Genomic DNA, 18,749 nt, shown 5'->3' on the forward strand with positions numbered 1-18,749 from the left:
AAAGCCTGTATGATTTGGAAAAAGAGGAAGGAAAAGATAGGTATAAAAAAGCGGCCTGGTAGAGAATGGCACATTCTCCACCAGGCCGTATCAAAATTCTGCTTACTTCAGGGCGTCCAGCGCCTTTTGCGCGGCATCCGCATCGGCGGCCACTGCCAGCAGGACGGAGTTGCCCCGCTGCTCCAAAATAGCGTTGTCCAGCTTGGAGACCTCGTCGGGCTGGTAATTCTCCAGCGCCTCCTTCTGGTCCGCGACCCGCTGGGTCAGAGCGTCCAGGGCACTCTTCGCGGCATCCTCATCCACCAGGGTGAAGACGGCGATCTCTTCCGCGCCGGCGGTGGGCGTGGTGTAGACGGCACATCCGGTCACATCGGCGCTGTCAATGGCGTAGAGAGTCCCGCAGGCCAGGTCCTGGGACATGGACTCCAGAGGCTCAGAAAAGGCGCCGGAGTCCTGAAGGGCTTGGGCCGTGGCCGCAGGATCAAAGGGGGTGGCAGCTTTTCCGCCGCAGGCAGAGAGCAGGAGACAGAGGGCAGCCAGAGGAAGAAGCCGCCGGAAGAGGGAGGGACGCATGGAGCAAGACTTCCTTTCTATTGTTATAGTGTCATGTAGGTCACATGGGTTACAGGAGAGCGGGGTCCACGGTGTGATTCATCAGATAGGTGAGCCAGGTCTTGTACCAGCTGGTGGTGAAATGCACGCCATCCACGGTGTTTTCCTGGGCCAGGATCCCGTCGGAGTTGGAGAGGGCAGAGGCCACATCCAGCAGAACCACCTGCTTCTCCTCGGCGAGCTGCTCAAAGATGCCGTTGTAGACGGCGACCTTGTCGTTGTTTACATAAGAGGGCCAGTTTTTGGCGCAGAGCGTGGGATTGACCGGCACCTGATTCTGGAGATAGATAATGGCATTGGGCTGGGTTTCCTGGATGTGATCGATGAGGGCGGCAAATTTGTCGTGGAAGCCCTGGTCGTCGTAATAGCCCAGCTCGTTGATGCCGAGAGAGATGTACACCTTGCTGTACTTCCCGGCCTCGGCGGAGAGCGCGTCCACAATGGAATATTTCTGCCCGTTGATGGTGATGAGCTTTTTGGGATTCTCCTGCATCACGTCAAAAATGGTGATGCCCTTATAGCAGTAGAAGGAGGCGCCCTCAATACCGCTGTAAAGCTGGAGACCCTCGGTACGGGAATCCCCGATAAAGAGCGCGTCGGAGAAATAGGACATATCGACCGGGTCGGAGGCGGGAGCCGGCTTGGTATAGTCGTAGGTACCGTTACCGGCAGGCGCAGGGGACTCGGCAGCAGGTGCGGGGGTGGGAGAAGCCTGGGGCGCGGCGCTCAGCGCGGCAGGAGGCGGCGTGGCAACGGAAGGGGCCACCGGAGTCACGGAGGGAGCGGCCGCAGAAGGGGAGGGGGTGGGACTGGAGGAAGAGGGGGAATCCGACGAAAATGCGCGGGTCAGCGTAGGCGCCAGCAGCAGTCCTGCGCAGACCACCAGGCCGGCGGCCAGCAGAGGGAGAGAGGGACGCCGGGGCGGGCGGCGGTAAGAGGAACGCTTGACGTTAGACATGGGATATGTACCTCATTTCAGGAAATAAAATCAGCACAGGAGCAGCGTGCGCAGCGCGTCAAAATCCGATACCTCAAATGTGGGGAACGGGCCGTTGGGATTGGGAAGCTTCCGGGGATTGTACCAGATGGTGTCAAGACCCGCGTTGATCCCGCCCTGAATATCGGAGAGCAGATTATCCCCTACCACGACAGTACGGGCATGGGACGGGATATGCAGGTCCTGAAGGACTGCATCAAAAAAGGCCTTTTGGGGCTTGCTCACGCCCAGTTCGCCGGAAATATACAGTCCGGAAAAGAGAGGCGGGAGGGGCGAGGCATAGAAGCGGCCCCGCTGGGCATGGGAGACACCGTTGGTGACAATGGCCAGGGTGCAGTGGGGCGCAAGGGCGCGGCAGAGGGCCTCTGCACCGGGAAGCAGATCGCTCCCCTCGGCCAGGCGGTCCAGATAGAAGCGGTTGAATTCCTCCGGATCGTCCTCTCCGCCCATCACACGGGAAAAGACGGCAAAGCGCTCCCGCAGGAGGGTATCCTTGTCAATGGTGCCCAGATCAAACCGGTGCCAGAGCGCCCGATTCACGGAGAGATAGAGCTGCTCCGTCAGGTCATTGAAGGGATAGCCGTGGGCCTCCAGCGCAGCCTGGAGCGCCCGGCGCTCGGCCAGATCGAAGTCAAACAGGGTGTTGTCCGCATCAAAGAGCACATAGTCGTAGCGGGGCAAGAGATCATCTCCTTTGCGCGGAAGTCCGCCTGGTCCGGCGGCAGAAGAGGGTCCACATACGCATGATGGAGGTCACCAGCAGGATGCCCAGCGCCAGCGCGCCGGCCAGGCTCAGCGTCTCCATTCCCTGCTGAAGGAAGAGGGCGGTCTCACCGTGGACGGCATACTCCATCGTATAGTAGATGCCGGCGCCCGGGACCAGAGGGAAAATCGAGATCAGAAGATAGGAAGTGGCGGGACATTTGCGCACCCGGGCCATCCCCTCGCAGTAAGCGGTGAGGGCCAGGGAGGCCAGAAAATACCGCACGACCTCACCCGGGAACCAGGGGGCGGAGAGCAGATAGACCAGCCAGCCTACCGCGCCGCCCAGGGCGGAAATGGGGATCTCACGGCCGTGGATATTGAAGGAGACGGCAAAGGCCACGCAGCCCACAAAGGCGTAGAGACAGGGGAGAAAGTAGGAGAAGGTGAACAGTTCCAACACATCCACCCCCTTAGACCGCCGGAGCCAGGCTCAGAACAAAGCCGGTTCCCAGTGCGATGGCGGTGGCGATGAGGAGGGCCTCCACCACTTTGTTGACCCCCGAGGTCAGATCGCCGGCCATGATATCCCGCATGGCATTGGTAAAGGCGATCCCCGGCACCAGGATCATCAGCGCGCCGATGGTGATAAAGTCCGGATTGTGTCCCAGACCCATGCCCACCAGAACCAGTGCGCACAGGGCAGCTACCGCTCCGGCGGCCATGGTGCGCACAAAGGAGTTGGCGCCAAGGGGGCCCAGCAGCCGGAGACACAGCCCGATGGCCACGCCGCACAGTCCGCCGCAGATGCCGTCGGTCCAGTCCCCGCCAAAAAACAGAGAATATGCCCCTCCGCCCACAAAATAGGCCAGGAGCATCACGGGAAAGGGGTAGACGAAGTGCCGGGCGGAGATGGCCTCCATGCGTTTCAGGGCCTCCTCCAGCGGGGGAGGGGACTGTACGATGTTCCGGCAGAATTCGTTGTAGGACTCCAGAAGCGAGATGTCCGTTCCGTGGGCGGGGATCCGCCGCACCCGTGTGCTGGCGTGCCCTGCGGTATCGGTGAGACTGACGATCAGGCAGTTGGGAATGGCAAAGACCTCGCCGGTCTCCACACCGTATGCCCGCAGAATGTATTGTACGGATTCCTCCACCCGGTAGATCTCGGCTCCCGTCTCCATCAGACGGAAGCCAAGCTCGGTGGCCAGATCCAGAAGCTGGTCATAATTGATGCTCAAAGTGCGCCGCACCTGCCTTTCCATAGACTGACGGCAGGGGTAAGCCCTGCGTCCGATCGCTACCGAACACTAAGCTTACCTCTTTTTGACGCACGGGACAAGTAAAAAGTTGTTTTTGAGAAAAATTTTATAATCTTGCTTAATAAAATAGAGGATTGTCGAAGTCAATCGGGAGAATTGCCATCTTCGATGGCCTGCCGCTCCTTACAGAGCTCCTGATAGAGCTGATAGAAAGACCAGGAGGCATTTCCAGGGGTCAGGACGGCCTTGTAGACCGAGCGGGGGATCCCGGCCTTGCGCAGGGCGGCCAGCGTCTGATCCAGCGCACGCCCCGGAAGGCCGGAGAAGACCAGAATGCTCTCCTCAATGGAAACAGGATCGGCAGCGGGAGGGGACGGTACTTCCAGACCTGCAAAGGAGCCCACCGCCTGTCCCAATTCTTCCGTGGAGATCAGCTTGATCCGCAGACCCATACGGATGAAAACGAGGCGGGCTTTCGCGGCTTCCTGCGGGGTGGAAGCGTTATAATAGAGGACAAGTCCCTGGGATTTGGGCATGAAGAAGACCTCCTGGCACAATAGATTTTCCACAACGGAGCCGTAAAATGTGGAGAATTCAGTTTACAATTTCAGCCTTTGGATAGATCCGTTCCATCCGTGCGTCGGGGAAGCGGGCATCCAGGAAAGCGGTCACGGCATTCTGAGGGGCATCCGGCTGAGTCTGGCGCTGGGAGTAGCGGGCCAGCGCCAGGGCGGAGAGGGACATATTGCACACCATAAAGACCAGAAGGACCCAGGTTCCCACACGGCCCCAGCGGATGGGAATGCGCTCGATGAGAAGGGAGAGCGGGGGATAGATGTACTTGAGCCAGACCACCGCGGCGATCCCCCAGAAGAAGCAGAAGAGCAGATTGATCCGCCCGCCCAGGTTGAAGGGGAGATGGCTGTAATCCCAGAAGATGGTGCCGAAGACCAGCTCGGTAAAGACGCTGCACACATATTCATAGGCGCCGCCCAGGATGGTACCGGCCAAAAAGATGGAGCCGTCGCTCTTATCCTTGTATTTATAGAGGGCCGCGGTGAGCATGACTGCGCCCAGTCCCCACACCACGCTGAAGGGGCCCCAGACCACGCTGGAACGGCTCATCCACCAGCCAAGGGTAAAGCGGCAGAAGACCGTCTCAATGATATCGCCCAAAAAGGCGGCGATGACAAAGAGCCACACCAGCTTGTGAAAGCAGCAGCCCTGTGCAAAGACAAGGGACTTTTCCCGGCGGTTAGCTTCCTTCTGTGTTTTGACGATTTTTTCGGTTTCCAGGTTGGGATAGGCGTGGATCACACGGCGCTGAATGCGTCCGGTAATGGCATTTCCGAACTGATTGGACAGATTGCGGAAGTCCTCCTCCAGTTCGGTGAGCTTTTTGACCCGGAAGCGCAGCTGGAGGACCGAGACCAGGGAGAGCAGGAAGTCCAGCCCCACCAGTCCGTAGACCACAGCCAGAATGGTCTGGCCGACGGAACGGGGGATGAGCTGTGTCAGATGCAGAAGAAGGGGATTCCCCAGCCGGATGCATACCACGGCCAGGGCGCCCCAGAGGGCCAGAAGGGGAACCGAGATATACCCCTCAAACTGAAAACGGTGCTGGGTGAAGTCCCACCACTTCCGGTGAAAAATGCGCTCCAGCAAGAAGCCGGTCACAAAGATCAGGAAGGCGGAGAGTACTGCGCCGCCCAGGAAGAGGAAGAAGAGGTTTTGGGCAAGTTCCGGGAGAAAAATGGAAAAGAGGACGGCGGCCGTGCCATAGATGGGGCACAGGGGCAAGTTGAGGAAACCGGTGTTGATAAACGCATGTTTGCGCAGGGAGGACGCCACGACGCCGGCACACCAGCCCAAAAGGGAGTAGAGCAGGAAGAGCCAGAGAAGTTGATAGAGGGAATAGGTCATAAAGACTCCTTTTCAGTGTGCCCCGGGTCAGCAGGGGCGGACATGGCGGACGGTGAGGACGCCTTCCCAAATGGTAAATTGGATATCCCATCCGGCGAAGGCCAGGCCGTAGAGACGGTCGGAATCCTTCTGATAGCTGGGACGGGGATCCCGGGAGAGCACCCCCAGGAGGGCGGAGCGGTGTGCCTCGGGGATCTGCTCCAGAAGAGCGGGGGGAAACTCCACCTCCAGTCTGCGCTCGTCGAGACCGGAAGTAAAGCCGCCCGCGGCATCCGGATGGAGGTCGGTGGCGATATAGGGCTTGATGTCATAGATGGGCGTGCCGTCCATCAGGTCAGCCCCGGCCACCTGGAGTACGGGGCCCAGCTCCGGATGGTGTTCCACGCCCAGAAGGCGCACGGAGGAGAGCCCGATGGGGTTGGGGCGGAAGGGAGAGCGGGTGGCAAACACACCCATCCGCCGGTTGCCGCCCAGACGGGGCGGGCGGACGGTGGGGGACCAGTTCTCCCGTACCGCACCGGAAAACTGCCAGATCAGCCAGATGTGGGAAAAGGCCTCCAAACCCCGCAGGGCGTCGGGATTGCGGTATTCCGGCTCAAAGACCACCGTCCCGCGCAGTTCTTCCACCAGACCACTCTGACGGGGGATGCCGAATTTCGTGGGGAACTGGGTGTGGATGTGGGCGATGACATGGATGGAATGAGTATCAGACATAGTATCCCTCGTTTCACGGTTGGGCGTCGGTACGCCCTCTGGCCACGTCGCGGAGCAGGGCGGCGAGCTTTTCAAATTCCACGGGTTTGGCGATGTGGCCGTTCATACCTGCCGACATGGCCTCGGAGACATCGCTGGCAAAGGCGTTTGCAGTCATGGCGATGATGGGAACGCTGGAGGCGTCGGGGCGGTCCAGCGCCCGGATGGCCCGGGCGGCCTCGTAGCCGTTCATCACCGGCATCTGGATGTCCATGAGCAGGGCGAAATAGGTCCCCGGCGGGGTGGCCTGGAACCGCTCCAGAGCGACCTGCCCGTTTTCCGCCACATCTACCAGAAGACCCTTTTCCTCCAGAATGGTGGCTGCGATCTCCTGGTTGAGCTCGTTATCCTCCACCAGCAGTACGCGCTGCCCGTCAAAGTGGACCTCCTGGGCCTGTTGTCTGTGATGGCGGGCCGACGAGGTGAGTACGGCGCGCAGATTGTGGGGCTGAAGGGGCTTGGAGACAAAGAGGTCCACACCGGTCTCCCGGGCTTCTGTCTCGATATCACTCCAGTCATAGACGGACATGACGGCCACCAAGGTCTCGCCGCCGGTCAGGGTGCGGATCCGCCGTACGGTCTCGACGCCGTCCATGCCCGGCATTTTCCAGTCCACCAGAACAATGTCGTAGTGCTGCTGTTTTTCCAGCTCGTGTTCCAGCATGCTCAGGGCCTTGGCGCCGCTGCCGGCGATCTGAGCCGTGACCCCCATCTGGGAGAGAAGGGTGACAGCCTGTTCCAGAACGGTGGAGTCGTCATCCACCACCAGGACCCGCAGGTCCACGGGGAGATCATCCTCGGCAAAGCCGGATTGGACATCGGGATATTTCAGGGGGATCTCCACCGTAAAACAGCTTCCCTTGCCAAATTCACTCTCCACAGAGATATTGCCGTTCATGAGATGGACCAGGTTTTGGGTAATGGCCAGGCCCAGGCCGCTGCCCACCCGGGCGTCGGTCTGGCGATCCTGGGAAAAGGCGTCGAAGATATGGGACAAAAAGTCCTGCGTAATGCCGATGCCGTCATCCTGCACCTGGAAGGTGAGCAGATCGGAATCCGCCGTCAGCCGTTTGCAGTCGGCGCGGAAGGAGATATGGCCATGCTCGGGCGTATACTTCAGGGCGTTTCCGAGCAGGTTCATCAGGATCTGATGGAAGCGCAGGGCGTCGCCGGTATAGGTGCGCCGCAGCTGGGGAGAGACGGTCATGCGAAACTCCTGCTCTTTGAGCAGGGCCTGGGAGGAGCACACCGCGTTCAGATCCTCGATCAGCTGTAACAGATCAAAGGGCTCCTGCGCAATGGAGAGCTTGCCGCATTCAATGCGGGAGAGATCCAGAATATCGTTGATGAGTGAGAGAAGATACCGGGAGGAAGAGGTGATCTTCTGCAGACAGTCGGCGATTTTTTCCGGTTCCTCCAGGTGGGAGGAGGCAATGGTGGTCATGCCGATGATGGCGTTCATAGGTGTCCGGATGTCATGGCTCATCCGGGAGAGAAAGTCCGTCTTGGCGTCGTTGGCCTGTTCGGCCAGCTTGAGGGCGTCTCGCAGGGCCTGCTGCCGGCGTTCCTGTTCGGCCTTCTGCGCCTCGATATCCTTGAGGTAGAGCATGATGCGCAGAACATGCTCCTCCCGCTCCACCAGCTGGACCTGGAGGCTGAACCAGTGGTATTCACCGGAGACGAGAAGGTTGGGCGCCTCCATGGAGCACTCCTGCCCACCGCTGAGAAAGAACTCCAGCAGCCGTTCCTGGGTGAATTGGGCCAGGAAGCGCTCCCGGTAATCCGGATGGACAAAATGGTCAGCCACCGTCTGGATGTGCTCGGACAGGGTAACACCGCTCTCCATGGGGGTGAGGCCCCCCTCCGACTCCTTCCAGATAATCAGATCACCGGAATAGAGCTCTGCCTCATAGATGGCATCATAGAACCGGCTCACCGCGCTGGAGAAGCGGCGGTTGGCCCGCCGGTTTTCCTCCAGAGCCTCCGCCAATTGGTGCTGGGCGGTCTGGATCTGGGCCTTTGGCTCGTCAATGAGGCGGAAGGTGCCGATCACCCGGGTGATCTCCCCGCCGTCCAGAAGCGGATTTCCCTGGAGCAGATACCAGTGGGGCTCGGCCTCCTGGTAGGGGATAATGCGGACCTCAGCCTGCCGGAGACTGCCGCACAGGACTTGTTGGAGCCGCTCCAGGTCTGCACCGGAACAGCGTTCCCGCTGCACGATATCGCCAAGATATCCGGGAATGGCAAGGCTGGATTCGCCCTGGCTGTATTGGATACAGAGGTGGTCCTGATGGGGGAAGTACTCAAAGACGATGTCGGCGGCCCCTTCCGCCACCAGGCGGTACTTGGCCCGCTCCTGTTCCAGCGCCTCCACAGCTTCGTGGCGCAGAGTGATATCCAGCAGCAGGAAGAGATAGACCGGATATCCGCCGTCCTCCTCCACACAGGTCCCCTCGCACTGGACCCAGATGGAGCGGCCATCCCGGCACAGCATGGGAAATTCCAGCGAGATGGGCAGGCGGCGCCGGGCCTTGCTGTGGATTTCTGAGAGAATATGGGCCCGGTATTCGTGGAGGATACTGTGCCCCATACCCTTGTGGGGCGGGGTACCGAACATCTCCAGGAAGGTGGAACTTCCGCCCAGGAAGGTAGTCTGTTCGTCGATCCGGAACTTGGCCACCCCGCCGGGGAGAGAGTCGTAGAGCGCCCGCTGCTCGGCGGCATGCCGTCTGGCAGCCATGGTCTGGTGCTGGGTGCGGCCGGTGAGCAGGACGCGGTCCGGACCGCAGGCGGCGGGGGAGAGGGGCAGCAGGGTGAGGACGGCATGGTGCTCGCTGCCGTCGCTTTGCTTCAGATCCAGCTCCAGCGGGGGGAGGGGAGCGGTCAGTGCCTGACGCAGCTGCTCCGGGGAGAGAAAATGCTCCAGCAGAGAGACACGGTCCGAGGAGACCTGGCTGCACAGCTGCGTGCGCAGCTCTTCTAATGTGCCCCGCTGACCCGAGAGAGCGGGCGGACAGATGCAATATGTGCCCGCGGTAAGGTCCAGCACGTAGGAAAACAGATCGCAGCAGGCGGAGAGTGCCGATACCGGTACCGTACCGGTACAGGGGGAGGAAGTGTCCCCCACCTCCCGCGGAAGTGTGCGGGAGAGCATCTCCGCCTCGGTGTCGTCCTGCCAGTGAATGGGCGCGACAGAGGCGTCCGGAAAGGCGGGACAGGGACTTCCGGGCATCAGTTCGGGTGTCAGGGCAGCGGCGGCCTGATTGCGGAAAAGAAGTTCCCGGGTCTGGGGATGGACGATGTAGACCGCAGTGGTCTTCAGGCCGTCCAGAATCTCCGTGAGAGAAGAGCGGGGATTTGTCATAGCAGTACCTCCATGGGCACACAGCAAAAGTCCGGGATAGGCCGGCCCGGAAGGCGCTGCGAAGTATCAGTGAATGTAGTTGAGGCGGAGCGGTTGACTCAGCGGCTGGCCCGGATGAGCTGACAGACCGTCTCCACATGGGCGGTACGGGGGAACATATCCACGGCCACGGCCTTCTGGGTGGAATAACCGCACTGGGCAAAACGGGCCAGATCCCGTGCCAGCGTGGCGGGATCACAGGAGACATAGACGATGCGCTGGGGAGCCATGGAGGCCACCGTCTCCACCACGTCCTCCCGCAGGCCCTTCCGCGGGGGGTCCACACACACCACATCGGGGCGGAGTCCCTCCTGGGCCAGGCGGCGGGCGGCCTCACCGGCATCTCCGCACAGGAAGCGGGCGTTGGTGATGCCGTTGCGCTGGGCGTTGGCCTGGGCGTCCCGGATGGCCTCCGGGACCACCTCAGCGCCGATGATGGAGCGGGCCTTTCCGGCCATGGTCAGACCGATGGTGCCGATGCCACAGTAGAGATCCAGAACGGTTTCCGTTCCGGTGAGGGCCGCAAATTCGGCCGCTTTGCCATAGAGGATCTCGGTCTGCTCCGGATTGACCTGATAAAAGGAGGGAACGGACAGGCGGAAGGTAAGTCCGCAGAGGGTGTCGTCCAAAAAGTCATTTCCCCACAATGTGCGGTAGGAGTCACCGAGGATGACGTTGCTGCGCTTCTCGTTGACGCCCAGTACGACACCGATCAGGCCGGGCTCGGCGCTGCGCAGGGCCTGCACCAGCTCCTCCTCGTGGGGGACACTGGTTCCGTTGACCAGAAGGCAGAAGAGAGACTGGCCGCGGCGGTTGGTGCGGACATAGACATGGCGTACCAGGCCCTTGCCGCTCTTCTCCTGATAGGCGGGGATGCGGAAGGCGGTCATCCACTCCTTGGCGGCGGTGCGCAGCCGGGCGGCCGCTTCGCTCTGGAGAAGGCAGTCGGCTACATCGGTGACAGTATGGGTCCCGGCCTGATAGAATCCGATCCGGGGACCGGGACAGACGGGGAACTGTGCCTTGTTGCGGTAGCGCTCGGGATGGGCCGCGCCCAAGATCTCCTCCACCGACAGATCCAGTCCGCCGATGCGGCGCAGAGCATCTTCTACCCGCTGGCGCTTGGCGGAGAGCTCCTCCGCATAGGTCATGTGGCGAAAACGGCAGCCGCCGCACTGGGCGTCATAGGGACAGTCAGGGGTCAGCCGGTTGGGGGAGGGAGTCAGGACCTCCACCACATGGCCCCAGACCGCGGTGCGTCCCACCTTGTCCAGGTAGACCCGGCAGGTCTCACCCCGCAGGCCGCCCGCCACAAAGACGGCCGCGCCGTCCAGACGGGCGACGCCGGCGCCGTCGCTGGAATAGGCGTCGACAGTCAGTGTTTGTATGGTGTGTTCCATCATCCGATCCATGAGACAAGATACTCCTTCAAGGCAGAATAGGGGACGGGGATCTCCACGGGGCTGTTGTTGGCGCCCAGATCCCCGGATTGGAACCAGAAAACGAATCCATCCTTGGTCAGATAGAAGTTCTCCGGCTGAAAAGCGGCCTGGAGCTGTGCTTTCTCCACGCCCTGCTGCATCAGTCCGGCAGCCGTATCCGAGGCGAGAATATACTCCAGCGCCTGTTCCGAGGCGGCAATGGCGTCGGTAAAGCACTGGGTAAAGGTCAGCGAGGCACCGGTGGTCAGGTCAAAGAGCTCCCCCATACGGAAGACAGTGGGGTGCGCGGTCCCCTCCGAGGAGGCATAAAATTCCCGGGCAAAGGAGATGACCTGCTCATTCTGATAGAGGGAGGTGTAGGTCATTTCCTCTTTCATGGGCTGAAACGGAAGCCCGAGAGGACCGGAGAGCTCATAGTCACTGAGGGCGTCCTGGGCGGTGGTGGCGGTAGTATTGTCCAGAAGAGCCTGTCCCTCAGCGGCATACCAGGCGGAAATGGCGGCGAGGGCGGGGGACTCGGATTTATTTTCGAAATCCGGCAGAGTATAGGACACCGACAGTACGGTGGTGCCGTCGTCGGCCGTGTAGTCCTGGGTAAAGACCTGCTCGGAGAGAACAGGTGCAACATAGGTATAGGTGGGGGTGGGAGAGGGGGTGGGGGGAGCCGAAGGTGTGGGAACTGGTGCCGTGGAAGAAGACGGAGCAGGCGCTTTGGGAGAACAGGACACCAGGGCCAACAGCAGAGCGGTCAGCGGGAGAAGTGCGGATCGTTTCATACAGATCTCCTTTCCGGTGCGGCAAAGCCCGCACCTTAAGAGCGCTAGAATATCTTATTATACTCTTCATCTGAGCTGGCGTAAATGGGCAAAGCTTGCATATGGGGGAAAAGAGCAGTAAAATAAAAAATATAAAATAAATTAGGGAGGGACGGTCGCGATGGACTGGTGCAAAAAGGCGCAGGAATTTGGGTTTGAGCATGTGGGAGTGGTGCGTGCACAGGACCTGGAGTGTCTGCCGGAGGTGCGGGATATGTGTGCGGCAGGCCGGTGCGGGGCCTTTGGTACCCGGTGGACCTGCCCTCCCGGCTGCGGAAGTCTGGAGGAGTGCGCGGCCCGGCTGAAGGAATACGGGGAGGGCGTGCTGGTACAGAGTACCGGCATGCTGGACGACCCCTTTGACGCAGACACCATGATGGAGACAGAGCGGATCCACAAGGAGCGCTTTGCCGCCCTGGCAGAGGCGGCCCGGGCGGAGGAAGCCGACTGCCTGCCCCTGGGGGCTGGGACCTGCCAGCTGTGTGCTCAGTGTACCTATCCGGATGCGCCCTGCCGCTTCCCCCAGCGGGCGGTCATCTCCATGGAGGCCTTTGGACTGCTGGTATCCAGCGCCTGCGAGCGGGCCAGCGTACCCTATTACTACGGACCCAACACCATTACCTATACCAGCTGCGTTCTCTTTCACGGGAAGTGTGCGACAGATACGCCAAACGGCTAAAAGCGCAGCGCCAGTTTGCCGCCGCAGCGGCAGCGATAGCGCTCCGGGTGCTGGGTCAGGCGGGAGGCGCGGGAGCGGGGGAATTCCCGGCCGCAGGAGAGACAGACCACCAAGTGACGCACCGGCTTTTCGTCGGCAAGCCCCAGAGAACTGGGGAGTGCGGTGCGGGTGATGGAGTAGCCGTAAGCGGCATTCATTTGCCCAGCATAGCGCTGCCAGAGCGGCCCGTGGTTCTGGCAGCCGGGACAGGTATGGAGCAGCTCGTGGGCCAGTGTCTGGCGGATGGCCCACTCCGGCGCATCCAGAAGGCGGTGGGTCAATTCAATGTGGTATGCTCCGTCCCGAAAGAAGCAGCGGCCAAATCGGGTGAGTGCCCGGGTGTTGATGTGCACGTGGGGGACGATCTGAGCAGAGATCGGGATGCTCAGAGCATGTGCCTCCTGCTGTACCTGGAGCAGGAGCCTGTCAAATGGATGCAAAAGATCCCCTCCTTTTGGAGTATGATACCATGTGCTTCGGTGAAACAGAAGTGGGTAGAGGGATCCTTTTTTTACACAGAAGTTAAATGAAACGAGTTGAAACGTATATGTTTCAACTCGTTTCATTTTTTGAAACAAATTGTGAAACAAAATGAAGCAATTGTTCCAAAGCGCAACTCCATAAAAAAATTGAAAACTTTTTGTTAAGAATTTCTGGGAGGAAATATAAGGACATTTTTTGAAAAGACACAGGATAATTTGTACAAAAAGCACCGAAAGAAAAAAGAGAAGTTTGAAAAAATGGGAGATTGGCACAGGCGTTGCTTTTTTATTTGGGCAGAATGAGGCCCGCGGGAGGGTCTTGACCGCCTGCAACTGCATCGGAGGAGGGTAATGTACAGTCGATATGTGGGAGCAGGCAAACTCCGGCGACTCCGCCGGACGGCTGGGGCCATAGGAGCACCGGCCGGAAGCAAGAGAGGAGAGATAGAACGTGGAGAAAAAGAAACTCAACACACGGGCACTGATCCCGGTAGTCACTGCCATTGTGGCCATCGTGTTCATTGCAGTCGGCATGATCGACTTTGGATTTTGGGACGCGGGTCCTACCCCTGGATTTTTCCCCATCATCATTGCGGTCGTCCTGCTGCTGGCCAGCATCGCCAGCTTTATCCAGGTGGCCCGGGATAAGGACGGGAAGGACGTTCAGTATAACCGTGCGGAGCTGATGGTCATTCTGGGCGCCGCCGGTATCATCATCGGCAGCATGGTGATCGGTCTGATCCTGAGCTGCCTGGTGTACCTGGTGCTGTGGCTCAAGCTGGTGGAGCATGCACCCTGGAAGCATGTGATCATCATTGAGGCCATTCTGGCCGCCATCATCATCGGCGTGTTTGTGGTCTGGCTGCAGGTTCAGTTCCCCATGGGCCTGTTTGAGCTCTTCATGTAAGGAGGTCTGAAAAAGTATGGAAAACTTTGCAATGCTGTTTGCCGGATTTCAGACCGTTCTGGATCCCGTAAACATCGGCGCCTGTATGCTGGGCGCTATCCTGGGCCTGGTGGTCGGCGCCATGCCCGGTATCGGCAGCCTGGCCGGCGTGGCTCTGCTGCTCCCCCTCACCTATAAGTTCAATCCCACCACCGCGATCATCATGCTGGGCGCCCTCTATTACTCCAACATGTACGGCGGCTCCTTCAGCGCCATCCTGCTGAACATCCCCGGCGATACCCCCGCAATTACGACTGCCCTGGACGGCTACCCCATGGCCAAGAAGGGCCGTCCCGGCCAGGCTCTGGTGGCCGCCAACCTCTCCAGCTTCATCGGCGGCACCATCGGCATCCTGATCCTGACCATTACCGCCTCCGGTCTTGCCCAGGTGGGCCTGATGTTCGGCTATGCCGAGATGACCGTGGTGCTGCTCATCGCCATGACCAGCATCAGCTGGCTCATCGGTGAGAACCCCATCAAGGGCATCGTCATCACCATGCTGGGCATTCTGGTGGCCAGCATCGGTATGGACACCCTCTCCGGCGTGCCCCGCTACGACTTCGGCAACATCTACCTGCTGGGCGGCATTACCTTTACTCCCTTTGTCATCGGCTGCGTAGGCTTTGCCCAGGTCATCAAGCTGGTCAATGAGCGCAAGGCTGACGAGGAAAAGCGTCATAGTGAGGAGCAGAAGGTGAAGCTCTCCATCCGTGGCAGCCTCCTCAAGGGCCATGATTTCCGCCGCATCCTGCCCCCCATCCTCCGTTCCGGTGTGCTGGGTACCTTTGTGGGCGTTCTGCCCGGCTCCGGTGCCACCACCGGCTCCATGGTGGGCTATGCCATGCAGAAGAAGTTTAAGAGCGAGGAGCCCATGGGCACCGGTGCCATTGAGGGTATCGCCGCCTCTGAGGCCGGCAACAACGCCGCTGCCGCCGGCGCCTTTGCTCCCCTGCTGGCTCTGGGCATCCCCGGTTCCGGCACCGGCGCCGTTCTACTGGGCGGCCTGATGATGTGGGGCCTGAATCCCGGTCCCCTGCTCTTCGATACCAACCCTGAGTTCTGCTGGAGCCTGATCTCCTCCCTGTATCTGGCCAACGTGTTCACCCTGCTGGTGGCCATCCTGATCATCCCTGTGCTCATCAACATCCTGAGCGTGCCCGTCAAGTACATGATCCCCATCATCACCTGCGTGTGCATCGTGGGCGCTTACAGCACCTCTTACTCCATGTACGGCGTGGTCATCATGTTTATCTCCGGTATCATCGGTTACCTGCTGGAGAAGAATGGCTTCCCCACCGCCCCCATGCTGCTGGCCTTTGTTCTGGCCCCCATGCTGGAGGAGAACATGCGCAAGGCCTTTATCGCCTCTCAGGGCAAACTGGGTATCTTTGTCAACAGCCCCCTGAAGCTGGTCCTGCTGGCCATCTTCCTGGTGCTGGTTCTGACTCCCGTGGTCAAGAGCATCCTGCGCAAGGTCAAGGGCAGCAACACCAAGGCTGCGGTCTGATATTCTCTGGACGTATCCTATATCTATAAGAATTCATAAGGAGAAGATGAATCATGAATATGAAGAAGAAACTGCTCTCCCTGTCTCTGGCGGCCATGATGACCGTCTCTCTGGCGGCCTGCGGCGGTGCCTCCGACATCAATGAAAACGGCGAGTTCAACCCCACCAAGAACATCACCTGGATCTGCACCTCTTCCGCGGGCGGCGGCTCTGACCTCTTTACCCGCAAGCTCAGTGAGATTATGACCAACGAGAAGTTGGTCAATGACCAGACCATCGTGGTCTCCAATGAGACCGACGGCGCCGGTGAGGTGGGCCGCAACAAGATCGCCACCATGAAGAGCGGCGCGGACTACAATCTGCTGACCTTCAACTCCGGCGACCTGATGCCCATGGTGGACAACACCAAGAACCGCGCGGAGAACTTCCGGATCCTGGCCATCATGGCGGTGGATAAGCAGCTGCTCTTCACCAGCGAGACTGCGGCCGAGCACAAGACCGACTATGCCAAGGCTGGCGGCGATCTGACCGACTTTGGCGCTGCCATTGAGGCCGCCAAGAACGGCACCTATGTGGTCATCGGCGGATCCAAGGGCGACGATATCGCCACCTACAACGCCCTCCTGGAGGAGCTGGGCCTGACCCAGGATCAGATGGGCTACATCACCTATGACTCCACCGGCGACGCCATCACCGCTGCTCTGGGCGGCAACCTGGACTTCGTCATCTCCAAGCCCGCCGCCGCCTCCCAGTATGTGGAGTCCGGCGACCTGACCCCCACCCTGGCCCTGTCCACCGAGCGCTTCACCGGCAATCTGGCCGACGCCCCCACTCTCTCTGAGATCGGCGACTATGAGAACGTAGAGAAGCCCGTGTGGCGCGGCGTGGCTGCCCCTGCTGCTATGAGCGATGAGGCAGCGACCTACTGGAGCAACGTTCTGGGCCAGTGCGCCGAGAGCGAGGCCTGGAAGGAGTACCTGGAGCTCAACCAGCTCATCGACGAGTACAAGGCCACCGAGGAGGCCACCCAGTATGTGGCTGACTTCCAGGCTGACTACCTGGCTTCCAAGGAAGGTTGAGCCGAAGGCTAAAATATAGTATCATGGGAGCGGACCTGCGAGATCAGAGGGTTCGCTCCCTATTTTCTGTGAGTGCCTCGGTCGGTGGACCGGGGGGAATCAAAACGGATGGGAAAGGAGAGGTCTGATGGTCAATGTCATCGTATTTGTCCCTGCGCCGGAGATGCTCAAGCCGGTAGAACGCCTGGTGGAACGGATGCAGAGCGATGAGGTCCACATTGACGCCGTCCATTGCTTCGGCACGCCGGAGATCCTGCACCATCTGGAGCGCTATGACGTCATTGTAGCCCGAGGGATCACCTATGGAAAGGTCCAGGAACTCTATCCGGAAAAGCATGTGACCCACCTCAGCTTTGACGGGATGGACATCATGGGCGCGCTGCTCCAATGCCGGGAGGACTTTCACCCGAACCGGATCGGCCTGTGCCTCAAACGGGAAGAGGTACAGAGTATTCTGGGCGGTCTGGAGGAATTGTGCCGGGCAAAGATCCGCATTTATGAGGTGACGGATGAGCAGAGTGCCATTCAGGCGGTGGACGCCTGTCAGAGCGACGGGATGGACGCCGTGGTCTGCGGCGGCACCGTCGGGCACATCTGCCAGGGCAGAGGGATGCCATATACCTATATCCACATTCGCTCCGAGACGCTGGAACATGCTCTGGTGGAGGCCAAGAATACGGCGATCAGCATCAATACAGAGCGGACTAAGAGCAATATCATCCGCATGATCCTGGATGGGAATGAAGACGCTGTGCTGGCCGTGGATGAATCCGGCCGTATTCTGGAGGCCAATGACCAGGCCTACCAGCTCTACCATCTGGCCTTTGTGGCGGACTGGAAGGGCCGGCGGGTGAGCGATATCCACCCGGACCTCACCTTTATTGGAAACCGGGAAAATCCCTGCCGGGACGGCGATGAAAATTTCCTCAATCTGTACGGGCAGCGCTTTCTCGTCAAATACAAGCTCATTTCCGGCGAGACCTCCGGTCTGGGAACGCTGATCACCACCCAGGCAGCGGATAAGATCTTGCAGGAAGAGCGCAAGATCCGCCGGGGCCTGCTCCAGAAGGGACTGAGCGCCAAGTACTCCTTCCGGGACATCATCGCGGTCAGTCCCGCCATGCAGCACAAGGTGGAGATGGCAAAAAAATTCAGCCAGGCCCCATCCAACGTGCTAATCACCGGGGAGACCGGCACCGGAAAGGAGCTCTTTGCCCACAGCATCCATGCCGCCAGCAGCCGGGCGGGCCAGCCCTTTGTGGCGGTCAACTGCGCCACCCTGCCCGAGACCTTGCTGGAGAGCGAGTTGTTCGGCTATGAGCCGGGGGCCTTCTCCGGGGCGTCCCGGGAGGGAAAGACGGGCCTCTTTGAGCTGGCCCACCACGGGACCATTTTCCTGGATGAGATTGGGGAGATCCCCGTCACCCTCCAGGCCAAACTCCTGCGTGTGCTCCAGGAGCGGGAGATCCGTCGTGTGGGAAGTACGGCGGTCATCCCGGTGGATGTGCGGGTCATTGCCGCGACCAATGTCAATATCCAGAGCCAGATCGCCCAGGGGAAGTTCCGCAGCGACCTGCTGCACCGGCTCAACACCCTGGAGATCTATATTCCACCCCTACGGGAGCGGCCGGACGATATTTTGCCTCTGGTAGAGAGCCAGATCCGTGTGTTGGCTGCCGAGCAGGGAAAAAGTCCGCCTCTGCTGACGCCGCAGGCCCGGGACCTGCTGCGCCGCTACGCCTGGCCGGGTAATGTGCGGGAGCTGCGCAATGTCTGTGAGCGGCTGGTGGTGCTCAGCAGCGCCCAGGCGGTGGATGAGGAGGCCCTGCGGGATCTTCACCTCTTTTTCCCGGAGCGGGAGAGTCCGCGGACGGTGGAAGTGGAGCGGCCCATGCAGGAACCCATCACCTTCCAGATTCCAGTCACCATGAAGAAAAAGGACCTTGCCAAGGAGTTGGGGATCAGCCGTACCACCCTCTGGCGTATGACCAAGCGGCAGGAGGCCCTTCGAAAGCAGCAGGAGGAAAAGACACCCTGAGCCCTCCGGCGGCATACCCTGAGGCAGGAGGGGATGCCATATGCCGCCACAGAGACCGCCCGGATGCTGCCTG

Annotated in this window: 17 protein-coding genes; 5 read left to right on the top strand and 12 right to left on the bottom strand. The window is 60.2% G+C overall.

All coding sequences use genetic code 11. The features are described from left to right. Positions 1-102 precede the first annotated feature (102 nt). The 11 genes from I2C21_RS13055 to I2C21_RS13105 form a co-directional block, all read right to left on the bottom strand. Positions 103-573 (bottom strand): DUF4358 domain-containing protein, encoded by a 471-nt coding sequence (locus tag I2C21_RS13055; protein ID WP_101691538.1) that lies wholly within the window; start codon positions 571-573, stop codon positions 103-105. Positions 574-622: 49 nt separating this feature from the next. Beyond that, positions 623-1,570: a GDSL-type esterase/lipase family protein gene (locus tag I2C21_RS13060; protein WP_195279461.1), complete on the bottom strand. Its 948-nt coding sequence runs from the start codon at positions 1,568-1,570 to the stop codon at positions 623-625. Between the two features lie 30 nt (positions 1,571-1,600). Beyond that, positions 1,601-2,290 (bottom strand): YjjG family noncanonical pyrimidine nucleotidase, encoded by a 690-nt coding sequence (locus I2C21_RS13065; protein WP_186963922.1) that lies wholly within the window; start codon positions 2,288-2,290, stop codon positions 1,601-1,603. A gap of 4 nt (positions 2,291-2,294) precedes the next feature. Beyond that, positions 2,295-2,771, bottom strand: a complete 477-nt coding sequence (locus tag I2C21_RS13070) for a threonine/serine exporter family protein (protein ID WP_101691534.1) — start codon at positions 2,769-2,771, stop codon at positions 2,295-2,297. A 13-nt stretch (positions 2,772-2,784) separates the two neighbouring features. Beyond that, positions 2,785-3,573, bottom strand: coding sequence for a threonine/serine exporter family protein (locus tag I2C21_RS13075; protein WP_207724953.1), 789 nt, complete (start codon positions 3,571-3,573; stop codon positions 2,785-2,787). Positions 3,574-3,713: 140 nt separating this feature from the next. Further along, on the bottom strand, positions 3,714-4,106 hold the full coding sequence (locus I2C21_RS13080; RefSeq protein ID WP_195279462.1) for a DUF3783 domain-containing protein: 393 nt from the start codon (positions 4,104-4,106) through the stop codon (positions 3,714-3,716). Positions 4,107-4,164: 58 nt separating this feature from the next. Then, on the bottom strand, positions 4,165-5,493 hold the full coding sequence (locus tag I2C21_RS13085; protein WP_195279463.1) for a putative ABC transporter permease: 1,329 nt from the start codon (positions 5,491-5,493) through the stop codon (positions 4,165-4,167). A 27-nt stretch (positions 5,494-5,520) separates the two neighbouring features. Continuing rightward, positions 5,521-6,207 carry a tRNA (N6-threonylcarbamoyladenosine(37)-N6)-methyltransferase TrmO gene (tsaA, locus tag I2C21_RS13090; RefSeq protein WP_193538210.1) on the bottom strand — a complete coding sequence of 229 codons (687 nt, stop codon included), beginning with the start codon at positions 6,205-6,207 and terminating at the stop codon, positions 5,521-5,523. A 13-nt stretch (positions 6,208-6,220) separates the two neighbouring features. Beyond that, a complete protein-coding gene (locus I2C21_RS13095) occupies positions 6,221-9,610 on the bottom strand; it encodes a PAS domain-containing hybrid sensor histidine kinase/response regulator (RefSeq protein WP_195279464.1) in 3,390 nt (1,129 codons plus the stop codon). Positions 9,611-9,708: 98 nt separating this feature from the next. After that, entirely contained in the window at positions 9,709-11,061 is a 1,353-nt protein-coding gene (rlmD, locus tag I2C21_RS13100) for a 23S rRNA (uracil(1939)-C(5))-methyltransferase RlmD (protein ID WP_195279465.1), read from the bottom strand. Beyond that, the gene (locus I2C21_RS13105) at positions 11,049-11,867 is read right to left on the bottom strand and encodes a DUF3298 and DUF4163 domain-containing protein (protein ID WP_193538245.1); all 819 of its coding nucleotides are present in this window, start codon (positions 11,865-11,867) and stop codon (positions 11,049-11,051) included. Before I2C21_RS13105 ends, rlmD begins: the two co-directional genes overlap by 13 nt. Before the next feature lie 160 nt (positions 11,868-12,027). Here I2C21_RS13105 and I2C21_RS13110 point away from each other — a divergent pair, with 160 nt between their 5' ends. Further along, the gene (locus I2C21_RS13110; protein ID WP_186963927.1) at positions 12,028-12,585 is read left to right on the top strand and encodes a DUF2284 domain-containing protein; all 558 of its coding nucleotides are present in this window, start codon (positions 12,028-12,030) and stop codon (positions 12,583-12,585) included. On the opposite strand, the gene I2C21_RS13115 is transcribed toward I2C21_RS13110, so the two are convergent. Beyond that, entirely contained in the window at positions 12,582-13,064 is a 483-nt protein-coding gene (locus tag I2C21_RS13115; protein WP_193538247.1) for a SprT-like domain-containing protein, read from the bottom strand. The genes I2C21_RS13110 and I2C21_RS13115 overlap by 4 nt on opposite strands. Before the next feature lie 493 nt (positions 13,065-13,557). Here I2C21_RS13115 and I2C21_RS13120 point away from each other — a divergent pair, with 493 nt between their 5' ends. From I2C21_RS13120 to I2C21_RS13135, 4 genes are all read left to right on the top strand, one after another. Beyond that, positions 13,558-14,013: a tripartite tricarboxylate transporter TctB family protein gene (locus I2C21_RS13120; protein ID WP_328821072.1), complete on the top strand. Its 456-nt coding sequence runs from the start codon at positions 13,558-13,560 to the stop codon at positions 14,011-14,013. 16 nt (positions 14,014-14,029) lie between these two features. After that, the gene (locus tag I2C21_RS13125; RefSeq protein ID WP_101691524.1) at positions 14,030-15,559 is read left to right on the top strand and encodes a tripartite tricarboxylate transporter permease; all 1,530 of its coding nucleotides are present in this window, start codon (positions 14,030-14,032) and stop codon (positions 15,557-15,559) included. Positions 15,560-15,612: 53 nt separating this feature from the next. Beyond that, a complete protein-coding gene (locus I2C21_RS13130; RefSeq protein ID WP_235964303.1) occupies positions 15,613-16,638 on the top strand; it encodes a Bug family tripartite tricarboxylate transporter substrate binding protein in 1,026 nt (341 codons plus the stop codon). 127 nt (positions 16,639-16,765) lie between these two features. Beyond that, positions 16,766-18,676 carry a sigma 54-interacting transcriptional regulator gene (locus tag I2C21_RS13135; RefSeq protein WP_193538249.1) on the top strand — a complete coding sequence of 637 codons (1,911 nt, stop codon included), beginning with the start codon at positions 16,766-16,768 and terminating at the stop codon, positions 18,674-18,676. Positions 18,677-18,749 lie beyond the last annotated feature (73 nt).

Origin of the sequence: Clostridium sp. J1101437_171009_A5, from assembly GCF_015547905.1 — a bacterium.
Taxonomy (GTDB): Bacteria; Bacillota; Clostridia; order Oscillospirales; family Oscillospiraceae; genus Pseudoflavonifractor_A; species Pseudoflavonifractor_A gallinarum.